24 protein-coding genes, 1 tRNA gene and 1 pseudogene are annotated in these 21,323 nt (G+C 60.4%); 2 read left to right on the top strand and 24 right to left on the bottom strand.

Annotated elements, in window-relative coordinates; all coding sequences use genetic code 11:
* From M5B96_RS26075 to M5B96_RS25970, 22 genes and pseudogenes are all read right to left on the bottom strand, one after another.
* Entirely contained in the window at positions 1-2,142 is a 2,142-nt protein-coding gene (locus M5B96_RS26075) for a chemotaxis protein CheA (RefSeq protein WP_248799856.1), read from the bottom strand.
* Positions 2,143-2,146: 4 nt separating this feature from the next.
* Positions 2,147-2,464: a lipid asymmetry maintenance protein MlaB gene (locus tag M5B96_RS26070; protein ID WP_248799855.1), complete on the bottom strand. Its 318-nt coding sequence runs from the start codon at positions 2,462-2,464 to the stop codon at positions 2,147-2,149.
* Between the two features lie 31 nt (positions 2,465-2,495).
* Positions 2,496-2,864, bottom strand: coding sequence for a response regulator (locus M5B96_RS26065; protein WP_248799854.1), 369 nt, complete (start codon positions 2,862-2,864; stop codon positions 2,496-2,498).
* A gap of 12 nt (positions 2,865-2,876) precedes the next feature.
* Positions 2,877-3,479: pseudogene (locus M5B96_RS32840) on the bottom strand (methyl-accepting chemotaxis protein); the annotation flags it as partial.
* 715 nt (positions 3,480-4,194) lie between these two features.
* The gene (locus tag M5B96_RS26055) at positions 4,195-5,463 is read right to left on the bottom strand and encodes an HD-GYP domain-containing protein (protein ID WP_248799853.1); all 1,269 of its coding nucleotides are present in this window, start codon (positions 5,461-5,463) and stop codon (positions 4,195-4,197) included.
* A gap of 510 nt (positions 5,464-5,973) precedes the next feature.
* A tRNA-Lys gene (locus M5B96_RS26050) sits at positions 5,974-6,049 on the bottom strand.
* Positions 6,050-6,112: 63 nt separating this feature from the next.
* Positions 6,113-6,802, bottom strand: a complete 690-nt coding sequence (queC, locus tag M5B96_RS26045; RefSeq protein WP_248799852.1) for a 7-cyano-7-deazaguanine synthase QueC — start codon at positions 6,800-6,802, stop codon at positions 6,113-6,115.
* A gap of 1 nt (position 6,803) precedes the next feature.
* Positions 6,804-7,451 (bottom strand): 7-carboxy-7-deazaguanine synthase QueE, encoded by a 648-nt coding sequence (queE, locus tag M5B96_RS26040; protein ID WP_248799851.1) that lies wholly within the window; start codon positions 7,449-7,451, stop codon positions 6,804-6,806.
* 164 nt (positions 7,452-7,615) lie between these two features.
* On the bottom strand, positions 7,616-8,431 hold the full coding sequence (gene ybgF, locus M5B96_RS26035; RefSeq protein WP_248799850.1) for a tol-pal system protein YbgF: 816 nt from the start codon (positions 8,429-8,431) through the stop codon (positions 7,616-7,618).
* Between the two features lie 6 nt (positions 8,432-8,437).
* Positions 8,438-8,935 carry a peptidoglycan-associated lipoprotein Pal gene (gene pal / locus M5B96_RS26030; RefSeq protein ID WP_248799849.1) on the bottom strand — a complete coding sequence of 166 codons (498 nt, stop codon included), beginning with the start codon at positions 8,933-8,935 and terminating at the stop codon, positions 8,438-8,440.
* Positions 8,936-8,989: 54 nt separating this feature from the next.
* Positions 8,990-10,240: a Tol-Pal system beta propeller repeat protein TolB gene (gene tolB / locus M5B96_RS26025; RefSeq protein WP_412548654.1), complete on the bottom strand. Its 1,251-nt coding sequence runs from the start codon at positions 10,238-10,240 to the stop codon at positions 8,990-8,992.
* A 47-nt stretch (positions 10,241-10,287) separates the two neighbouring features.
* On the bottom strand, positions 10,288-11,352 hold the full coding sequence (tolA, locus tag M5B96_RS26020) for a cell envelope integrity protein TolA (protein ID WP_248799848.1): 1,065 nt from the start codon (positions 11,350-11,352) through the stop codon (positions 10,288-10,290).
* On the bottom strand, positions 11,352-11,804 hold the full coding sequence (gene tolR / locus M5B96_RS26015; protein ID WP_248799847.1) for a protein TolR: 453 nt from the start codon (positions 11,802-11,804) through the stop codon (positions 11,352-11,354). Before tolR ends, tolA begins: the two co-directional genes overlap by 1 nt.
* A 14-nt stretch (positions 11,805-11,818) precedes the next feature.
* Positions 11,819-12,514, bottom strand: a complete 696-nt coding sequence (gene tolQ, locus M5B96_RS26010; RefSeq protein WP_103033137.1) for a protein TolQ — start codon at positions 12,512-12,514, stop codon at positions 11,819-11,821.
* A complete protein-coding gene (gene ybgC / locus M5B96_RS26005) occupies positions 12,504-12,971 on the bottom strand; it encodes a tol-pal system-associated acyl-CoA thioesterase (protein ID WP_248799846.1) in 468 nt (155 codons plus the stop codon). Before ybgC ends, tolQ begins: the two co-directional genes overlap by 11 nt.
* Positions 12,972-13,109: 138 nt before the next feature.
* Entirely contained in the window at positions 13,110-14,168 is a 1,059-nt protein-coding gene (ruvB, locus tag M5B96_RS26000; RefSeq protein ID WP_100938829.1) for a Holliday junction branch migration DNA helicase RuvB, read from the bottom strand.
* Entirely contained in the window at positions 14,169-14,783 is a 615-nt protein-coding gene (gene ruvA, locus M5B96_RS25995) for a Holliday junction branch migration protein RuvA (protein ID WP_248799845.1), read from the bottom strand.
* A gap of 114 nt (positions 14,784-14,897) precedes the next feature.
* Positions 14,898-15,422 carry a crossover junction endodeoxyribonuclease RuvC gene (gene ruvC / locus M5B96_RS25990; RefSeq protein ID WP_100938827.1) on the bottom strand — a complete coding sequence of 175 codons (525 nt, stop codon included), beginning with the start codon at positions 15,420-15,422 and terminating at the stop codon, positions 14,898-14,900.
* Positions 15,423-15,438: 16 nt separating this feature from the next.
* Positions 15,439-16,185, bottom strand: coding sequence for a YebC/PmpR family DNA-binding transcriptional regulator (locus M5B96_RS25985; protein ID WP_248799844.1), 747 nt, complete (start codon positions 16,183-16,185; stop codon positions 15,439-15,441).
* A 126-nt stretch (positions 16,186-16,311) separates the two neighbouring features.
* The gene (aspS, locus tag M5B96_RS25980; RefSeq protein ID WP_248799843.1) at positions 16,312-18,087 is read right to left on the bottom strand and encodes an aspartate--tRNA ligase; all 1,776 of its coding nucleotides are present in this window, start codon (positions 18,085-18,087) and stop codon (positions 16,312-16,314) included.
* An 83-nt stretch (positions 18,088-18,170) separates the two neighbouring features.
* Positions 18,171-18,392, bottom strand: coding sequence for an FmdB family zinc ribbon protein (locus M5B96_RS25975; protein ID WP_248799842.1), 222 nt, complete (start codon positions 18,390-18,392; stop codon positions 18,171-18,173).
* Positions 18,393-18,558: 166 nt separating this feature from the next.
* Complete coding sequence (locus M5B96_RS25970) at positions 18,559-18,897, bottom strand: ribbon-helix-helix domain-containing protein (protein ID WP_100939203.1); 339 nt, start codon at positions 18,895-18,897, stop codon at positions 18,559-18,561.
* A 568-nt stretch (positions 18,898-19,465) separates the two neighbouring features.
* Between M5B96_RS25970 and M5B96_RS32610 the strand changes: the two genes are divergently transcribed.
* Positions 19,466-20,071, top strand: a complete 606-nt coding sequence (locus M5B96_RS32610) for a cold-shock protein (RefSeq protein ID WP_318654859.1) — start codon at positions 19,466-19,468, stop codon at positions 20,069-20,071.
* Between the two features lie 63 nt (positions 20,072-20,134).
* On the opposite strand, the gene M5B96_RS25960 is transcribed toward M5B96_RS32610, so the two are convergent.
* Positions 20,135-20,341 carry a SlyX family protein gene (locus M5B96_RS25960; protein ID WP_248799841.1) on the bottom strand — a complete coding sequence of 69 codons (207 nt, stop codon included), beginning with the start codon at positions 20,339-20,341 and terminating at the stop codon, positions 20,135-20,137.
* Positions 20,338-20,769: an HIT domain-containing protein gene (locus M5B96_RS25955; RefSeq protein WP_248799840.1), complete on the bottom strand. Its 432-nt coding sequence runs from the start codon at positions 20,767-20,769 to the stop codon at positions 20,338-20,340. The genes M5B96_RS25960 and M5B96_RS25955 overlap by 4 nt, the downstream gene beginning before the upstream one ends.
* Here M5B96_RS25955 and M5B96_RS25950 point away from each other — a divergent pair.
* Complete coding sequence (locus M5B96_RS25950; RefSeq protein ID WP_248799839.1) at positions 20,743-21,060, top strand: hypothetical protein; 318 nt, start codon at positions 20,743-20,745, stop codon at positions 21,058-21,060. The genes M5B96_RS25955 and M5B96_RS25950 overlap by 27 nt on opposite strands.
* Positions 21,061-21,323: the final 263 nt, after the last annotated feature.

Raw genomic sequence — 21,323 nt, 5'->3', positions numbered from 1 at the left:
CTATTGAGTCAGTTCGGGGCTGAGGGTCGTGCCGTGTTTCTGCTGGCTGGCGACTTGCCCGAGTAGGTTGGGAATATCCAGGATCAGCGCCACCGCGCCGCTCCCCAAAATGGTGAAACCACCCAATCCATGGGCCGTGCCGAACAACTTGCCCAATGGCTTGATCACGGTCTGGAACTCGCCCAGCAACTGATCAACCACCAGCCCCACCCGAACGCCGGCGTAATGCACCACCACAATGTTTTCACGGCCATGGTTCGGCTCGTCGATGGCAAACATCTCCCGTAGCCGCAGGACCGGCAGCACCGAGCCGCGGAGGTCCAGATAGTCTTGATTGTTGTGATCGTCGGCCATCAGCTCGATGCACTCCTCGACCATGTCCAGGGGCACCACATAAGAGGCCTTGCCGACGCCGATGAGAAAGCCATCGATGATCGCCAGGGTCAGTGGCAGGCGGATGCGCACCGTGGTGCCGACGCCCTCCTCGCTTTCCAGGTTGACGCTACCGCGCAGGGCAACGATGTTCCTCTTCACCACATCCATGCCCACGCCGCGTCCGGAGAGGCTGCTGACTTGCTCGGCGGTGGAGAAACCCGGCTCGAAGATCAGGTTGAGAATGTCCTTGTCCGCCAGCACCTGCCCTTCGGCCAGCAACCCGCGCTCGCGGGCCTTGGCCAGGATCCGTTGCTTGTTCAGGCCACCGCCGTCGTCGGAGACTTCGATGACAATGCTGCTGGCCTCGTGATAGGCGTTGAGGCGAACGCGGCCCTGCGCCGGCTTGCCCCGTTCGCGGCGCACTTGCACGGCTTCGATGCCATGATCCATGGCGTTGCGCACCAGATGGGTCAAGGGGTCGCCAATGCGCTCGACCACCGTTTTGTCCAGTTCGGTTTCCGCACCGTTGACCTCCAGGAGAATGTCTTTGCCCAGCTCCTTGGAGACATCGCGGACCACCCGCTGGAAGCGGTTGAAGGTCGCACCGATCTGCACCATGCGCAGGGTCAGGGCGCTGTCGCGCACCTCCTCGACCAGGCGCGACAGGGAACTGGCGGCTTCGATCATCTCGCCGATACCGCTACGCACCGCCACCAGGTTGGCTCCGGCACCGGCAATGATCAGTTCGCCCACCAGGTTGATCAGCTGATCGAGCTTGCCGGCATCGACGCGAATCAGGTTGCCCTCGACCGGACGGGCCTCCCTGGGGGACTTGGTGCGGGACACTCCGTCACTTTGAGACAACACTTGATCCAGTGCCGCCTCGGCAGCCGGCTCCGGCGCTTGGGTTGCCTGCCGCCAGTCCTCCCGGGTCAACGAGCCACAGGCGATGAACGCCGCCAGCAAAACCTCCGGGTCGCTGCCCAGGCGCCCGATCAGCGCCTGGAAGTCCGCGATCTGGCGCTCGGGCGGCAACACGCAGATCTGGCTGTCTTCGCGAACGAAGTCGAAGGCGCCTTCGATGGTCGCCTGATCGGCCTCACTGACAAAACCCAACTCGAACCCCAGGTAGCAGCTTTCAGGGTCCATGGCCGCGACCTCGGGCAAGCTGTCGGTCATGCAGACGACCCCGGTGATCTGCCCGAAGCTCTTGAGGTAGCGCAGAAAGGACAAGGGGTCCATGCCGTTGCGTAGCACATCGCTGCCGAAACGCAGCGACAGGTGCCAATGACGCAGCCCGCCCGCCGAATCGCTCGCCACCGTGGCTACAGGCGCCTCTGGTTCGGACACCGACGGCGGTTCCAGATAACGATTGAGCCGGGCAACCAGGGTGCTGCCCTGGCGCTCATGATCAGCGCTCAGACCTTGCAGATCGCCATGGCGGGCCAGCAGGTCGATCAGTTCACCCAAGTGGTCGCGAACCTGCAGGAACAACGCACTGAGTGCCTCGTCCACCCGCAGCTCGTTACCGCGGACCCGGTCCAGCACGCTTTCCGCCACATGGGTGAAGGCGACGATCGGGGTCAGGCCGAACAGGCCGGCGGAGCCCTTGATGGTGTGGGCCACACGAAACAACGCGTTGATCGTGTCGACGTCATCGGGGACCTGCTCGATCTGCAGCAGCGCGTCCTCCATCAGCAACAGCAACTCCTGGCTTTCGGCGATAAAAGTCTGCAGCACATCGTCCAGGTTCATCGGCGAAGTCATGGCCTCACCCTCTCTGCGCATGGACGGCGGCCGGCTCATCGAAATAGTGGTGCAACCCACTCAAGTCGAAGGCCTGGAGTACCGCGGCGCTGTGATTGCTCAGGATCAGGGTGCGGCCCTGGCGGATCGACTCCTGCTTGGCCAGCACCAGCAATTGCAGGCCGGCGGTGTCCAATTCGTCGACACTGCCCAGGTCCATCTCCACCTCTTGCGCCAGGGGAAACAGTTCCAGCAACAGGTCCCGGCGCTCGGTCGCGGTGTAGATGGTCAGCGGTCCCTCGAGGACCAGGATCCGACGCAGGCAGGGCATGGTATGTGGCATGACAATCTCCTTTCCAGGACGTCCTAGACGGCTACGGCATGATCAATCTGGATACGGCACTGAGCATCTGGGCCGGCTGGAATGGCTTGACCATCCAGGCCTTCGCGCCGATGGCCTGGCCCTGCTGTTTCATCGACTCCGATGCCTCGGTGGTGAGCATGATCACTGGCGTGAATTTGTAGGCCGGCAGTTGCTTGGCAGCCTTGACGAAGCTGAGGCCGTCCATGTTCGGCATATTCAAGTCGCTGACGATCAGGTGGATCTTGCGACCGTCGAGCTTGCTCAAGGCATCCCTGCCGTCGCAGCCCTCGATCACGTCGTAACCGGCGCCCTTGAGGGTGATGCTGACCACCTGGCGAATGGACGCGGAGTCATCGACGATCAGAATGGTTTTGTTCATGGGGGATACTCCCTAGAAAAAGGTGATGTCGGATGAAGCACTGCCAGCCAGGGACTTGCCGTGATGAATCGCGTGTTGCTCTGGCATGGTGTAGGTACTGGCCAGTTGCTCGAGCCAATCATGGGCGGCAATCGGTGGCGGCGTAGCGCCGGCCTGGCTGAGTTGTTCACGTTCGCTCAGTTGATCACGCAACTTGCCGAGGTCATTGTTGACCAGGCTGAGCATCTGGCTGACCCGGTCCTGGAACTGCAGGGCCACCAGCACGCCGGCGATCTCGCTCGCGACGTTTTCGCTCTGCTGCTGCAGGGTGCTGCTGGTGTCGACGATGGCCTGGGCGTTGTGCCGAAAATGCTCAATGACCTGGGATACCAACTGCTCGGAGTGGGCCAGGGTTTGCGAGTCCTGCTGTGCCTGATGCCGGGACAACTCGACGGTCCTGGCGATCGCGGCATTGACGGTGTTGACCGTTTCACTGATTTTCAGACCGGTTTCGCCGGACAGGCTGGACAGCTTGCGAACTTCGTCCGCCACCACCGCGAAACCGCGACCGGCGTCACCGGCACGGGCCGCTTCGATGGCCGCGTTGAGCGCCAGCAGATTGGTCTGGCGGGCGATGTCACCGACAAACTTGGCCATCTCCTGCAACTGCGAGGTGAAGTCGGACAGCATCAAGACTTCCTTGAGCTCCGACTCTTTGCGCAGGAGGGCGCTGCGCAGCGCGAGCATGATCGCGTCCAGGTCGCGCTGACCGATCTCGAGGATCTCCACCAACCTGGCCCCGGAAGTCTGCCCGGCGTCGCTGGAAGCCGAAGCACTGATATCGCCCGATAAGGTGGCGAAACGATTGCTGAGCTTGAGAATCGACTCTTCACTGAGGCTGCGGGCCGCGTCGATCTGGCGACACCAGATAGGCAGAACCTGGGTGCAGACTTCGCCCAAGCCCTCATCCGGCGACGCCGCCACTGGCCTGCGCAACTGCTCAAGTGCCTGTTCCTGCTGGCGTTGCCCGGCGTTCAGGGCACGCAAGGCAACAGAGCCCATCAACAGCGAGCCCAACAGCACGGCGGCACAGCTGCCCATGGCCAGACCGTTCAGGCCCATGCCGAGCAGGATCGCCAGGCAACCGAGCGCACCGCTCAAGACCACGGGTAGCAGAGTCAGATTCACAGGGGAAGATAGCGTCTGTCCTTTCACCTTCGTCTCTCCAGATCAGGGCGGGTCAGAAAAACCAGGACAGCGGCCATGCAGCAGGCAACAGCAGTGTTCTGGTATTTCCGTCGGTCTGGAGAAAGAGTGGCTCAACGACATCAACGCAACTATCGGAGCATCCCTATTTGCAACTAGGATTTGCGGGACGGTGATTAGGAAAATCCCTACAAACGCCATCCGTCCAAAGCACCTCGAGATTGTTGAAGCCCCAGTTTTTTTCCAACTCCAGGCCGACGATCGCGTCCTGCCCGCTGGCCAGATCCACCAGCTCCTGGGCCACCGGCATATCGCGCGATATCGAGTAGAAAACCTTGACCATGGGGATCAGCAAGGAGCCGGCGTTCTGCTCCATGACGATGGCCAGGCGCTCGCTGCGCAGGCGCACCAGCGCTCCCACCGGATAGATCCCGACGCATCTGACAAAGGCATAGAGCACCTTCTGATCGAAGTGCCCCTCCCACAAAGCCATGCGATGAATCGACTCCGCCGCCCCCCAGTGACGGCGGTAGGGACGATCCGAGGTAATCGCGTCGTAGACATCGCAGACCGCGGCCATCCGCGCGAACAGGCTGATCTGGGTGCCACGCAGCTTGTGGGGGTAACCGCTACCGTCGATTTTCTCGTGGTGATGCAGGCAAACGTCCAGCACCCGTAAGCTGAAGTGACGGCCGTCAAGCAAATGTGTCCCGGCCTCAGGGTGTGAACAGATCGTCTCGAACTCGCTGTCAGTCAACGCCGATGGCTTGTTGAGGATGGCCTCCGGTACGGCCATCTTGCCGATGTCGTGGAGCAGGCCGGCGAGCCCGGCATCCTGTACCAGCGGCGGCGGCAGGCCCAACTGGCGGGCCAGGCCGATCATCAAGCCACAGACCGCCACCGAATGCATGTAGGTGTATTCGTCGGCGGACTTGAGTCGGGCCAGATTGATCAAGGCGTCCGGATGGCGCATCAATGAGTCGGAGATCTCGCGCACCATATCGGCCATGTGATCCATCTGGATGACCCTGCCCATGCGCAGATCGCCAAACATCTCCATGACCGCGGCCTTGGACCTGGAACAGACATTCGCGGCCCGCAGCAGCTCGTCGCTCATCGCTACCCGGGCGCGCTCGGGCTTGGGCGCGCGCGGGAGGACCGATACTATTGGTACAACAGGAGTAACAGCAGGCCCTTCGCAAAGGGGCTCATCCTGCGCTACCAGCGGCGTGTCGATTCCCTTGGCAGGGTCAATCCATACATGGGTAATGGAGGAGTCGCGGACTTTCGCCAGGGTCGGCTCATCCTCAAGCAGAAAGCTCCTTTTCCAGAACGGATGATCGATCCAGGGACCGCACAGCTCCTGGATATACATGCCAACGCTCAGGTCCGCCACGAAGACTTTTTTCAGCACGATCGAGCTCCTTTTCAGGTAGCGACAAGCCCTCGCTGAATGTTCCGCAGCGCTCTTGTCTATCGAACCGGCAAGCGGTGGAACATGACGGGCATGAAAAAATATCGCCGCATGCGCGCGATCGCGCCATCGGAGCATCCCTATTTCAGGGTAGGGAAGATGGGGAACGGGGTAGGAAAATCCCTAAGCTAGTCTTCGACACCGAGCTGATTCAGTACTCTGCCGCTCAATGCAATGCTTGTACAAGGTTCAGTTCTATCCTGATTCTGTCGCCAGAAGGCAGACAAACCACCGATTGACAAACTCTCTAGCCTCGCCCCTCCAAGCCGACCGTCCCATATTGAGATCACGCCCGTTCAAAACTTACGTTCGTGCCAGACGACTGCATGCCAGCAGGTAAGCGTGCGCCCTTTACGACTTGAGAACCGCTCAACGTGCCATTTTTCGGGCAAAAAAAATCCGGAAATCCTCACTCTCGTGGGCTTTCCGGATTTTCTTCTACAACAAATATGGTGGGTCGTGTGGGATTCGAACCTACGACCAATTGGTTAAAAGCCAACTGCTCTACCAACTGAGCTAACGACCCGCTGTGTGGTGGTGCGTATAATACTGATTTATAACGGGAATTCAACACCTTAAATGAAAAAAATCAAAAATAACGTGTCGGATCACTGATTCCGGCTGCTGCGAAGCCTTCAGCACGTAGCCGGCAGCTGTCACATTTCCCACATGCAAAGCCGTTAGCATCCGCTTGATAGCAGGACACGGTCAGCGAATAGTCGACCCCGAGCTTGATTCCGGCCTGGACGATATCGCCCTTGCTGAGGTTCTGCAGCGGGGCCTGGATCCGGAAACCATTGCCCTCGACGCCGGCCTTGGTCGCGAGGTTAGCCAGGGTTTCAAAGGCCTCGATGAACTCGGGACGGCAATCCGGATAACCGGAATAGTCCACCGCGTTGACCCCGATAAAGATATCCCGGGCACCGAGCACTTCAGCCCAGCCCAGGGCCAGCGACAGGAACACGGTGTTGCGGGCCGGCACGTAGGTCACCGGGATCCCTTCACTCGGCGCTTCGGGCACGTCAATGCGGCTGTCGGTCAGAGCCGAGCCACCGATGCCATTGAGGTTCAGGCCGATCACCTTGTGCTCGATAACCCCGAGATCACGTGCGACCCGCTCGGCCGCCTGCAACTCGGCACGGTGACGCTGGCCGTAGTCGAAGCTCATGGTGTAGCAGCTATAGCCCTGGGCGCGCGCCATGGCCACCACAGTGGCCGAGTCCAGGCCACCGGAGAGAAGGATTACCGCTTTCTTGTCAGTACTTGCTTGGCTGGTCATATCAGCGCCCCGGCTCGTCATTCCATAGATATTTATGCAACTGCAGCTGCAGGCGCACCGGCAGGTTGTCCGCGACGATCCAGTCGGCCAGCTCACGGGCCGGCAGATCGTGGTGACTCGGCGAGAACAGCACTTCGCCGGCACGCTTTTCCAGACCGTACTGGATCAGCTTGGACACCGCCCAGTCATAGTCCTCCCGCGAACAGATCACAAACTTGACCTGGTCGTTGGGCGTCAGCAGCTGGATATTTTCGTAGCGGTTGCGGTGCGATTCCTTCGAGCCCGGCGTCTTCAGGTCGAGCACGCGACTGACCCGGGTGTCGACCGCCGAGATATCCAGCGCCCCGCTGGTTTCCAGGGACACGCTGTAACCGGCGTCACAGAGCTGCTTGAGCAAGGGAATAGCATTGGGCTGGGCCAGCGGTTCGCCGCCGGTCACGCAGACATAACGCGGACGGTAACCAGCCACCTGCTCCAGCAGGCTTTCCAGGGTCATGAGGGTCCCGCCGCTGAAGGCATAGGCACTGTCGCAGTACTGGCAGCGCAGCGGGCAGCCGGTCAGGCGGACAAAAACGGTGGGCAGCCCAGCCGTCCGCGTTTCACCCTGCAACGAGTAAAAAACTTCGGTAATTCTCAATGTGTCTTGCATAGTCGCCACGGGCGTAACAGCTAAACAGGCCGTCCGCCTCAGTCAGGCACCGCCATGAACCTGCAATCGCATAGTCCAGGACAGCGTGTTTCATAAAAATGGGGGTGAATTCTAACGAAAAAACCCGCGGCAAGCGCGGGTTTCTTCAAACGGGCCATTGGCCGTCACATACGCTGCAGATCGCGCTGCGCCAACTGCGCGGCGGAAGTGCCCGGATATTGGGAAACCACCTGCTGCAGAATGCCCTTGACCTTGTCGGTATGGCCCAGGCGACGCTCGACATCCGCCAGCTTGTACAGAGAGTCCGGCACCTTGGCATGCTTGGGATACAGCTGGCTGACCTTGGCAAACGCCTGGCCGGCACCTTGCAGGTCACCCTTGGCCAGGTTCACTTCGCCCAACCAGTACTGCGCGTTGCCGGCGTACTGGCTATTCGGGTACTTGCGCAGGAAAGCGCTGAACGCCTGGCTGGCCTTGTCGAAGTCCTTGGCCTTGATCAGGTCGAAGGCGGCATCGTAGTAGAGCTTTTCCTTGGCCGGATCACCCGGCTCGCTGCTGGCCGCGGGGGTCTGGGCAGCGGGTGCAGCACCGGCGGCGGCATTGACATTGCCACCGGTCGAAGAATTATCAGGAGCCGCAGCCGCCGGAGCGCCGCCACTGCCTATGCGCCGATCAAGATCCTGGTATCGCTCCAGGTTTTCCTGCTTCATGCGCGCAATATCGTTTTGCAGAACTTCGATCACGCCTTGTTGCTGCGCGAGTTGCTCCTGCATGCGTTGCAATTGATTGAACAGCTCGCCCTGTGCCGAGACAGGGGTCGAAACCCCTCCCCCGGCATAGGCGCCGTTCGTACCGTAACCCGCGGGCGGATAACTCCCACCGTTACCGGAGTTGTCATCGACCACAGGAACCGCAGCCCACGCCGCAAGCGGCATGAAGCTGAGAGCCAGAACAGTTACAGCACGACGGCACGTTCGCATGACGAATTACTTACGCAGTTCGACGCGACGGTTTTGAGCCCAGGACTGCTCGTCGTGGCCAGTAGCAACTGGACGCTCTTTACCGTAGGAAACCAGCTCCAGCTGACCTGGGGCAACACCTTGCAGTACCAGGTAGCGTTGAACGGCTTTCGCACGACGCTCGCCCAGTGCCATGTTGTACTCGCGAGTACCACGTTCGTCGGTGTTACCTTCCAGAACGACTTTGGCGCCGTTAGCTTTCAGGTCCTTGGCGTGAACGTCCAGGGAGCGCATGGCTTCTGGCTTCAGGTCCGAGCTGTCGTATTCGAAGTAGAAAGTGGTGATAGCGCGCAGAGCAGCTTCTTCGCTCAGGGAGCCGTCGACTGCACCAGTGTTAGCGCCGTAACCAGCGTTTGGGTCTACAGCGCCTTGACCGGCATTGTCGCCGCCTTTGGACGAGCAACCTACAGCTACAGCCATGGCCAGAGCCAGCGCAGCAAATTTACCAAACTTCAGCATTTCCATCGTAAAACTCCTAATGAACCCCAGTGTGTTAAGCAAAATCTTTGTAGCGCCGCGTCAGTTCAGGTAAGGGGACCAGGAAGGTTCTCTGACTTCGCCTTGAGCGGTAGGAAGCGGGAGCCTTACGCGTCCATTGATGGACACGAGCATCAAGACTCCCCGGCCCTGCTGGGCGGTGGCGTAGATTACCATGGTGCCGTTGGGTGCGACAGTGGCTGACTCATCAAGGTTGGTGTCTGTCAGTATTTTTACTGTCCCACGTTGCAAATCCTGAGCCGCCACACGGAAATTGGTGAAGCCGTCCTGGCGGTGAATCATCACCAGGGTCTTCTCATCCGCCGACAGTTTCGGGTTGGCGTTGTAGTTACCGATGAAGGTCACGCGCTCCGCACCGCCGCCATTGACGTTGGTCTTGTAGATCTGTGGCTTGCCGCCGCGATCGGAAGTGAAATAGAGGGTCGAGCCATCCTTGCCCCAGAACGGTTCGGTGTTGATGCCCGGACCGCTGGTGACGCGATTCATCTGGCGCGAGGCCATGTTCATCACGTAGATATCCGGGTTACCGTCCTTGGACAGCACGAACGCCAGGCGGCTACCGTCCGGCGACCAGGCCGGCGCACCGTTGAGGCCTTCGAAGTTGGTGATCTGCTCACGGCGACCGGTGTCGATATGCTGGACGAAGATGCGCGGACGCTTCTGCTCGAACGACACATAGGCGATACGCTTGCCATCCGGGGCGAAACGCGGCGACAGGATCGGCTCGCGCGATTGCAGCAGGGTCACCGCGCGGGCGCCGTCATAGTCCGAACGTTGCAGGGTGTAACGGGTGTTGTTCACCGAGAAACGCTCAGCCGTGACATAGAGCATGCGTGTGGAGAACGCGCCCTTGATGCCGGTGAGTTTTTCAAACGACTGGTCGGAGATGTAGTGCGACATGTCGCGCAACTGATCGACCGTGCCCGAGACGCTGCCGGTCAGCACCTGCTGCTCGGTGGAAACGTTGAACAGCGCGTACTGCACCTGCAGGCGACCACCCGAAGGAACGATGCTGCCGACCATGATGTACTGGGCGCCCAGGGCCTTCCAGTCACGGTAGATGACTTCGCTGGCCTGGGTCGGCAGGCTGATCATGTTCTGTTTCGGAATCGGCGAGTAGTAACCGGAGTTACGCAGGTCGTCGCCGATGATCTGGGCCATGTCGTCCGGCAGGACGCTACCGCCCTGCCAGCCGAACGGAACGACCGCGATGGGCGTGGCCCGATCGCTGCCGCTGGTGACCAGAATGTTCTTTTCATCCGCCATCGCCATCCCTGCCAGGCAGCAGATCACGACAAGCATTGTTCGAAGAAGGTTTCTCACAAGGCTAGATCCTCAGGTGTGAATGTCATCTTGAAGGAACGATAGGGCGCAAAGTCGCTCGGTTTCATTCCCTGCATTTCCGTCAAACGACCAATATTCTTGACCGCCGCTACCGCCGAGGCGTCAAACGGGCCGTCGCCACTGGACTTGGCCACCGAAACCGTGGTCACGGTACCGTCCGGCAACATGCCGATTTGCAGCACCACCGTCATGCCTTTACGCGCCGAAGGGGGACGCGCCCAACCTTCCGCTGCCCGGGAACGAATCAGATCATCGAAACTGCCCGCCGTTTCATCACCCTGCTCATCGGCCAGGGCTTGTTGGCGTTGCGGCGTATCGGAAAGCAAGTCTGCCAGGGCCTGGGCCTTTTTATCTTCGGCAGCTTTACGCGCCGCATCCTGCGATTTCTTCTTCGCAGCATCGGCAGCGGCTTTCTTCTTCGCATCCTCGGCGATTTTCTTCTTCGCCTCGTCAGCTTCGGATTTCTTCTTCGCGTCTTCGGCGGCTTTCTTCTTGGCGTCCTCGACGATTTTCTTCTTCGCTTCTTCAGCGGCCTTCTTGGCCTCTTCTTCAGCGGCCTTCTTGGCTTCGTCGTCGGCTTTCTTCTTGGCTATATCGGCCAATTCCTTTTTCGCTTCGGCAGCCTTCTTCGCGTCGTCGGCTTTCTTGGCCTCATCAGCCTTCTTCGCCTCGTCCGCTTTCTTGGCTTCCTCGGACTTTTTCGCTTCGTCGGCCTTTTGAGCCGCTTCCTCTTTCTTTTGTTCCGCAGCCTTTATCGCTTCCTGCTCGACCTTCTTCTGCTCCATCTGTTCGACTTCGGTCTGGCGCGCGGCGGATTTCTTCGCCTCACCCGCAATCTTCTGATTGGTCTGGGTGGTCGCCTGACTTTTCGATTTCAGCTGATACAGGGTCGCCTGGACAATCGGCTTGGCCTCCGGCAGCTCCGGGGTCATGGCAAAGCTGACGAACAGCATGCCAAAGATCAGGAGATGCAGGCCAATCGCCCAGACGCTGGGCCAGAAGTAGCTTTCCGAAGCGGACGGCTCTCGCTGTTGGTGCATCAGGGGGCCTCGGTAATCAAGCCAACATTACCGACGCCGGCCTTCTGCAGACCGCCCATGGCACCCATGACGGAGCCATAGTCGACGGTCTTGTCACCGCGAATGAACACCTGGGTACGCTTGCCGCTGTCGGTACCGGCACGAATGATCTTGGTCACCGCGTCGGTCATCTGCGGCAGGGTCATGGCCCTGTCCTGCTGCTTTTCGGTGTCGACTTCGCTGCCAAGGTTCCAGTAGTAGGTCTTGTCAGCCTTGATCGAAATGGTCAGGACCTGGGTGTTGTTGTCCTGCGGCAAGGCTTCGCTGGAAACCTTGGGCAGATCAACCTTCACGCCCTGATTGAGCATCGGCGCGGTCACCATGAAGATAACCAGCAGCACCAACATCACGTCGATGTAGGGCACCACGTTCATCTCGGCGACCGGCTTGCGTTTGTGGCGAACTCGGGCCATGGGGATTTACCTGCTCACTCTTCGCTGGTGTGCACTTTACGGTGCAGGATCGCCTGGAACTCATCGGCGAAGGTGTAGTAACGACTGATCAGGGTCTCGCCACGGGCCGCGAAGCGGTTGTAGGCGATAACCGCCGGAATTGCCGCGAACAGGCCGATGGCGGTGGCCACCAGTGCTTCGGAAATCCCCGGGGCCACGGTGGCCAGGGTCGCCTGCTGGGCAGTGGCCAGGCCACGGAAGGAGTTCATGATCCCCCAGACGGTACCGAACAGGCCGATATACGGGCTGACCGAACCCACCGTCGCGAGGAACGGCAGGCTCTGCTCGAGCTTTTCTTCTTCGCGGGAGATGGCCACGCGCATGGCACGGGATACACCCTCCATGACCGCTTCCGGGTCGACGCCCGGTTGCTGGCGCAGGCGGGAGAACTCCTTGAAGCCGGCACGGAAGATCTGCTCCACGCCCGAGTCCGGATCCGGGTTGCTGCCGGCCTGACGGTAGAGCTTGGACAGGTCGATGCCCGACCAGAAGCGCTCTTCGAAGCTCTCCAGGGCGCGGCGACCGGCGCGCAGCAGGTTGCTGCGCTGAAAAATCATGATCCACGAGGTGACCGAGGCGGCCACCAGGATCAGCATGACCAATTGCACCACGATGCTGGCATTGCTGACCAAGCTCCACATGGAGGAATGGTCGACGACGTTAGCTTCCACGCTTTATCTCCTGCTCTAAGTGAGTACCCGCGCCGCTTGTGTCGGCAAAGGCCGAACGCAAGGCTTCTGGAATGGCCCGGGGTTTTAAACTATCGGCGCGCACACAGGCCACCAGGAACCGCCCTTCACAGAGCAGCGTTTCATCATCAGCCCGCCGGACCTGCTGCTTGAAGCGCAGGCTCGCACGGTTCAGCTCAATCACCTCGGCGCTGACCAGGAGTTCGTCGTCCAACCGCGCCGGCACGTGGTAACGCGCTTCGCTGGAATGCACGACGAACAACAGGTTCTCCCCTGCCAGCGACGATTGGGCAAAGCCCAATTCCCGTAGCCGCTCGGTTCGAGCCCGCTCCATGAACTTAAGGTAATTGACGTAATACACGATGCCGCCGGCATCGGTGTCCTCGTAATAAACGCGACAGCGATGTGCGAACGACTGAACCCCGTTTTGCGCGCGCATACTCTAGTGCTTACTCCTCAGGTTGCCAATCCGGCCAGGCAACTGTTTTTCATCCTTCGACGACTTTTTGCATGAAGATTCGTGACACGTGCCCTTCGGACAACGCAAACCGCGAATAAATCAGCCCCAATCCTGCTTTTACTCGTCCAGTGCATCGAGAAACTCGTCTACCACGGGCATTTCACCCAAGCGTGACGGAATATTCAAACCAAAGTGCAAATAGGCGTGCCGGGTCACCACCCGTCCCCGCGGGGTGCGCATGATGTAGCCCTGCTGGATCAGATAAGGTTCGAGCACGTCCTCGATGGTGTGTCGCTCCTCGCTGATCGCCGCCGCCAGGCTGTCCACGCCCACCGGGCCACCGTCGAACTTCTCGATCATGGTCAACAGCAGGCGCCGGTCCTGGTGATCGAAACCGTGTTCGTCGACATCCAGCAGGTTCAGCGCCAGGTCCGCCACGGCCTTGGTGATATGGCCCTTGGCCCGGACTTCGGCGAAATCACGCACCCGACGCAACAGCCGGTTGGCGATCCGCGGCGTGCCCCGGGCCCGGCGGGCGATCTCGAACGCGCCTTCAGGGTCCAGCGGCAGGCCAAGAATCCCCGCCGAACGGGTGACGATGGTCGCCAGGTCCGCGGTGCTGTAGAACTCAAGACGCTGGACGATACCGAAGCGGTCACGCAACGGGTTGGTCAACATACCCGCGCGGGTAGTGGCGCCGACCAGGGTGAAAGGCGGCAGGTCGAGCTTGATCGAGCGTGCCGCCGGCCCTTCGCCGATCATGATATCGAGCTGGAAGTCCTCCATCGCCGGGTACAGGACTTCTTCGACCACGGGCGACAAGCGGTGGATTTCATCGATAAAGAGCACATCGTGGGGCTCGAGATTGGTCAGCAGCGCCGCCAAGTCTCCGGCCCGCTCCAGCACCGGCCCCGAGGTGCTCTTGATCGACACACCCATTTCCTGGGCAATGATATTGGCCAGGGTGGTCTTGCCCAGGCCCGGCGGGCCGAAGATCAGGGTGTGATCAAGGGACTCGCCGCGCCCGCGCGCCGCCTGGATAAACAGCTCCATCTGCTCCTTGACCGTCGGCTGGCCGATATACTCGGCCAGGCTCAACGGCCGGATCGCGCGATCCTGGACTTCCTCGCGGTCACGCCCGCCGGAAGCGGTTATCAAACGATCGGCTTCAATCACTTAGATCATTCCCTTCAGGGCGCGACGAATCATGTCTTCGCTGCTCAGGCCTTTGTCTTTGATCGCCGACACCGCCTTGCTCGCTTCCTGGGGCTTGTAGCCCAGGGAAATCAGCGCACTGACCGCATCGCTTTCAGCGCTGGCCAGCGGCTGCGCGGGCGCGCCGTCCGGCTGATTGGGCACCAGGGCAAACATGCTCGGCACGGTCTCCCAGGCCTTGAAACGGTCCTTGAGTTCGACCAGCAGGCGCTCGGCGGTCTTCTTGCCGACACCGGGTACCCGCACCAGCGCCGAGGTGTCCTGGGCCTGCACGCAACGCACCAGCTCATCGACCTCCAGGCTCGACATCAGCGCCAGGGCCAGCTTCGGCCCGACGCCATTGAGGCGGATCAACTCGCGGAAAAAGTCGCGCTCGCGCTTGCCGACGAAGCCATAGAGTAACTGCGCATCCTCGCGCACGACCAAATGCGTGTGCAGGGTCAGCGGCTCGCCGACCGACGGCAGGCGGTAAAGCGTGGTCATCGGCACTTCCAGCTCATAGCCGAGGCCATTCACATCAAGGATGAGGTGCGGCGGCTGCTTTTCTGCCAGGGTGCCGCGCAAACGTCCAATCACGTATCAGATCCTTATTTCTGGCCAGACCGTTGGCTGACGACTCGGAACGATAACGCACTACCTTATCCGGCGTGACGCTATCGGCAAGCAAAATTGTTTGAGGCGATGATGCTATCAGAGACGCAGGCGACCGCCACGGCTACGTGCAGCGCCCAAGCCATGGGGCAAGAGACTGGAGCGGGTATGGGCATGGCACAGGGCGATCGCCAGGGCATCCGAGGCATCGATCTGCGGCTTGGTGGTGAGCTTGAGCAAGTGCATGACCATCATCATCACCTGCTCCTTGTTGGCGCCGCCCGTGCCGGCCACAGCCTGCTTGACCTGGGTCGCGGTGTACTCGGCGATCTCGAGGTTTTCCTCGGCTCCGGCGACGATGGCCGCGCCCCGCGCCTGGCCGAGCTTGAGCGCCGAGTCGGCGTTCTTTGCCATGAACACCTTTTCGATGCCCATGGTCACCGGGCCATAGGTCTGGATCACCTCGCGGACACTGCGGTAGACGATCTGCAAACGCTCATGCAGTTCGCCACTGCCGGTGCGGATACAACCCGAGGCGACATACACGCAGCCACGCCCGGTATCGCGCACCACACCATAACCGGTGATGCGCGAACCGGGGTCGATACCAAGAATTAAAGTCATAGCGCCTGCGTTTGGGTCAGCCGAGCTGTTCGGCCACCGATTCGGGAATATCGGCATTGGAGTAGACGTTCTGCACGTCGTCCAGGTCCTCGAGCATATCGATCAGCTTGAGGACCTTTTCCGCGCCCTCCAGATCGAGTTCGGCGCTGGTGGTCGGCAACATGACGATTTCCGCGTCCGCCGCCTTGAATCCCGCCGCATCCAGGGCATTACGCACCGTATAGAAGCCGGCAAACGAGGTGAACACGTCCATGGAACCGTCTTCGTGGCTCACCACGTCATCGGCGTCGGCATCCATCGCCGCTTCCATCAGCGCGTCTTCATCGATACCCGGGGCGAAGGACAACTGCCCCTTGCGTTCGAACAGGTAGGCCACGGAACCGTCGGTGCCGAGGTTGCCGCCGCATTTGCTGAACGCGTGGCGCACCGCCGCCGCGGTACGGTTGCGGTTGTCGGTCATGCATTCGACCATCACCGCCACGCCGCCGGGGCCGTAGCCTTCGTAGCTGAGCTCGACCATATCGTCGGTGTCGGCCGCACCGGCACCGCGGGCCACCGCGCGATCGATGATATCGCGGCTCATGTTCGCGCCGAGGGCCTTGTCCAACGCCAGGCGCAGACGTGGGTTGGAGCCCGGATCGCCACCGCCCTGACGAGCGGCAACGGTCAGCTCACGAATCCACTTGGTGAAGATCTTGCCCTTCTTGGCATCCTGACGTTCTTTGCGGTGCTTGATGTTCGCCCACTTGGAATGACCTGCCATAACTCGCTCCGAATTCTCTTTGTGCTCTTTGAAACGTTGCCCGCCCTGCCCCGTGGCAGCGGCCGGCAATAAAAAGTCTCGACCTTGAAAAAAGGCGCATCCAATGGATGCGCCCTCGGGTCCGGCTTACTCTGCCTTGGGGGTTTCGCGCAGGCGGATATGCAGCTCGCGCAGTGCCTTGGCGTCCACCAGCCCTGGCGCCTGGGTCATGACACAGGCCGCGCTCTGGGTTTTCGGGAACGCGATCACTTCGCGGATCGACTGGGCGCCGGTCATCAGCATCACCAGGCGATCGAGGCCGAAGGCCAGGCCGCCGTGGGGCGGAGCACCGTATTTCAGCGCATCGAGCAGGAAGCCGAACTTCTCTTCCTGTTCCGCTTCGCTGATCCCCAGCAGACGGAACACCGCCTGTTGCATTTCCTTGCGGTGGATACGGATCGAACCGCCACCCAGCTCGGTACCGTTCAGGACCATGTCGTAGGCGCGGGACAGGGCGGTGGCCGGGTTGGCCTCCAGCTCTTGCGGCGAGCACTTCGGCGCGGTGAACGGGTGGTGCAGGGCTGTGAAGCTGCTGTCTTCGTTTTCTTCGAACATCGGGAAGTCGACGACCCACATCGGCGCCCACTCGCAGGTCAGCAACTCGAGGTCATGACCGACCTTGATCCGCAGCGCGCCCAGGGCCTCGCTGACGATCTTGGCCTTGTCGGCACCAAAGAACACGATGTCGCCATCGACCGCGCCGACGCGATCGAGGATCACGTTGAGATTGGCCTCGGGGATGTTCTTGACGATCGGCGACTGCAGGCCTTCGACACCCTTGGCGCGTTCGTTGACCTTGATATAGGCCAGGCCCTTGGCCCCGTAGATGCCGACGAACTTGGTGTACTCGTCGATCTTGCTGCGCGGCATGCTCCCCGCGCCCGGGACGCGCAAGGCGGCCACGCGGCATTTCGGGTCGTTGGCCGGGCCGCTGAACACCTTGAATTCAACGTCCTTGAGCTGGTCGGCAACGTCCACCAGTTCCAGCGGGATACGCAGGTCCGGCTTGTCGGAACCGTAACGACGCATGGCCTCGTCCCAGGTCATGTGCGGGAACTCGCCGAATTCCAGACCCAGCACTTCCTTGAACAGGTTGCGGATCATGCCTTCGGTCAGGCCCATGATGTCTTTTTCATCGAGGAAGCTGGTCTCGATGTCGATCTGGGTGAATTCCGGCTGGCGGTCGGCCCGCAGGTCTTCGTCGCGGAAACACTTGGCGATCTGGTAGTAACGGTCGAAGCCGGCCACCATCAGCAATTGCTTGAACAGCTGCGGCGATTGCGGCAAGGCGAAGAAGCTGCCGGCGTGGGTGCGGCTCGGCACCAGGTAGTCACGGGCGCCTTCGGGGGTCGCACGGGTCAGGATCGGCGTCTCGACGTCGAGGAAGCCGTTTTCGTCCAGGTAACGACGGATGCTGGCGGTCATGCGCGAACGCAGGCGCAGCTTCTCGAGCATTTCCGGACGACGCAGGTCGATAAAGCGATAGCGCAGGCGGGTTTCTTCGCCGACGTCGGAGTATTCGTTGAGCGGGAACGGCGGGGTTTCTGCTTCGTTCAGCACTTCCAGCTCATAGCCCAGCACTTCGATGGCGCCGGACGCCATGTTGGCGTTGCCGGCACCGGCCGGACGCAGGCGGACCTTGCCGGTGATCTTGACAACGTACTCGCTGCGCACGCGATCGGCGGCGGCGAAGGTGTCGGCGCGATCCGGGTCGAAGACTACCTGGGCCAGACCTTCGCGGTCACGGATATCGAGGAAAATCACCCCGCCATGGTCGCGACGACGGTGGACCCATCCGCAAAGGGTGACTTCCTGGCCTTCCAGGCTCTCGTTCAGTTGGCCGCAATAATGGCTGCGCATCATGGTCGTGGTTCGCTTCTAGTCATTCGAATTCGGTGGAGGTCTTGTCTTTGCAACGCGACAAGCGCCCGCTCGTGTCGCTTATTTCAGTCGGCTTTATCGCCACCGGCCAGGTTTTTCTTGCTACCGGTCTTGAAATCCGTCTCGTACCAGCCGGTGCCGCTGAGGCGGAAGCCTGGCATGGAGAGCATTTTCTTCAATTGCGGGGCCTGGCAGGCCGGGCAGTCGACCAGCGGTGCATCACTGATCTTTTGAATGGCTTCCAACTGATGATCGCAGGAAGCACATTGGTAGTCGTACATGGGCATGGGGCGTCTCGGCAATCAGATAACGGCATCACTGCTGCCCGAGCCCGGGACGGGCCATGCAGCAAAGAGCGGGATTATATCCGTTAAATCGAGCCTTTGCAGCCGTGGACCGGTCGGCGCCCCAGGCCATGCCGTCCCGCCGATCCGCCGAGACGTCCGGGCAAGCCTAGAGGGCCCGGGACAAACCGCCCAACGTCAACAGATGAACGACACAAACCACGCGAATCAAGCCACTGAAATTTTTCACACCGCCATAACGCAGGTGAACCTCCATGTCCACATTGGACAGCAAGGCATTGACCGTACATTCATGGGTATTGGCAATATCGGCCAATACCTTCCAGTAAACCTCCTCCAGACGCAAGCAGGTGGCAAAACCATTCAAACGCACCGAGCGCGAAACTGGCTTCGCCAACCCAATATCGAAATCCAGTAACAGGGGATCCACCCGGGTCTTGCGTAAACAACCGGAACTCCCCACCTCATGCCCTACCCACTGAACCATTTTCATCGCACTCCGTCGCTGTACACCTTTGAATAAAGGCGCTCCTGGCAAACCTCCTGACATAAAACATTAAGTAAAAAACCCTATCCAGCAGACTGCACTACAGCCTCCGTAGGAAGAGTCCATTAATAAGGAAGAACAACGAAAAGCCCGGGGCCGGCCCTCGCGAAGACCTCACCATTGCGAAGGCCGCAGGTTCAGCGTCAGACGGCGCACAGCAAGAGACAACGTCTGCGCCAGTACAGGACGACTCCAGCAAGCGCCTACGGCTCGCAGCGCCGCGGCGACCACGGCTGATCCGCCACGACTACCGCCGGCAGGCGTCTGGCCCGCGGGCTGTGTCGGCGCCGGCCCTGCCCCGCCGCAAGTTCTCCGACAGCGGCCCGGCGTCGAAGTTTGAGAAGGCATGGGCTTTGCTGTTAAATAGAGACTGTGTCGCGGCTGTCGAATCTCTGACAGTGGCGCATAGGCGGATGCCCACACGTGCCCAACGCCTCACCTTTTTTCCAGAAGCGAACCGTGTGCCACCCGCTCTTCCTTGTGATCCGTCTTGAGTGAGTCAATCAAAATGTTGAAAATCGTCCACCTGCTAACGGGCGCTGTTGCCCTGCTGCTGTCCTTTATCCCCAGCCTGCGATCCGAAGCCCTGCCTTACCTGCAACAACCCGATGCGCTGTACCTGGCATTCTTCGGCTTGCTCAACCTGACCCTCGCGCCAGTCATTCCTTACTGGAACAAGGGCCCACGGCATCAACTGCAGATCCTGGTCAGCATCCTGCTGATCGTCGCCGTGGCACTGCAAATCCTCACCCTGCTCGCCCCCCTGACCCTGATCGGCGGCCAACCCGCCGTGCTTCCAAGCCTGCTGGCCGCCGTGCTTGCCGTATTGCTGCACCTGGCGGTGAGTTTCTACAAGAAATCTTCCCCGGCGGCGGCTTCCCACAGCTACGACATGAGCAATCGCGATACCGGCACCGTGAAGTGGTTCAACACCTCCAAGGGTTTCGGCTTTATCTCGCGGGATTCCGGCGATGATATTTTCGTGCACTTCCGCGCCATCCGTGGCGAAGGTCACCGCGTCCTGGTCGAAGGCCAGCGCGTGGAGTTCTCGGTGATGAACCGCGACAAGGGCCTGCAAGCCGAAGACGTGATCGCAGCCCTGCCGCGTCGCTGATTGGCCACAAAAAACGCGAGCCAGCCTGGCTGCCTCGCGTTTTTTTATGCCTGCAAATTGTCTTTAATAATGCGGCGGCGGTGCTTCTTCCTCGAAGGAATCGAACTGCCCCATCATTTCCTCATGGCGCTTGAGCAACGCGGCCATCTGCAGCTGCAGGCGCTCGACCACCCGCTGCTGCTCCACCAGCACATCATTGAGCGCCTGAATGGTGTCATCCTGAAACGCCTGGCGACTTTCCAGCTCGGTCACGCGATCTTCAAGCTTCATACGCCCGCCTGCACAAAACGTGGGTCATGCTGGAACGCCACGCGCAACCGCTCACGAATCACCGCCACTTCCTCATCGGTATAAGGCCTGGCCGGGTGTTTGCCCCAGACCGGTGCTGGCCAGGCCGCATCATCGCGCCGCCGGACGATCACATGCATGTGCAACTGACTGACTACATTGCCCAAGGCGGCGACATTCATCTTGTCCGCCCTGAAGGCCTGCTGGAGCAACTGCGCCAGCTCCGTGGTTTCAGCCCACAACAGCTGCTGATCGGCCACCGCCAGCTGGAACACTTCACTGATATCCGCACGCCGTGGCACCAGGATGAACCAGGGATAGCTGGCATCATTGGACAGCAGCACGCGGCACAACGGCAGGTCGCCCATCGGCAAGGTGTCTTGTTGAAGGCGCGAATCGAGAACGAACACCGTAAATACTCCTGCGTGACGGGTAGGTTTGCGCCCGGCAAAAGCCCGGCGCCAGGCCATCAGGATACCCGTGATCGGCTGCCGGTTCACGGGCCGCGCGAGCGCCGACCGCAAATGCGCGAATATGGAGCGCGTGACGCGCCAGAATGGAACAAGCGCCACCTTTCCATCAATACAAAGACCACAAAATTACACATCGACAATAAAAAACCCATGCAGCCACAAAAATGTCACCTTTTTCTGAAATCCTTGACCTACATCATCGACGGCGACAGCTGGCCCAAGGGATAAGAGAAGACGCCTTGCCAGTGCCGATGCCCGCCCCGAGACTGTCGATCAGCTTTTTGCACCAAAACCGCACACTACGACTACTATCAGTGCACGCTTTATCCGTCGACTACCCAGTCGGAGTGTGGACCGGTAACGTTTTTCGCTTTCCATGGATTTTCAACGGATTAGCAGCACAAGGAAAAGCAGTACGTCAAGTGCCGACACCAACGCCAAGCACCCCAGGTTTCATAAGGGTTTCAGCGGAGGTGACGGCGCCGGGTAAA

The sequence above is a fragment of the Pseudomonas sp. MWU13-2105 genome (assembly GCF_023242315.1).
GTDB lineage: Bacteria > Pseudomonadota > Gammaproteobacteria > Pseudomonadales > Pseudomonadaceae > Aquipseudomonas.
This window is presented reverse-complemented; position numbering and strand designations above follow the sequence as displayed.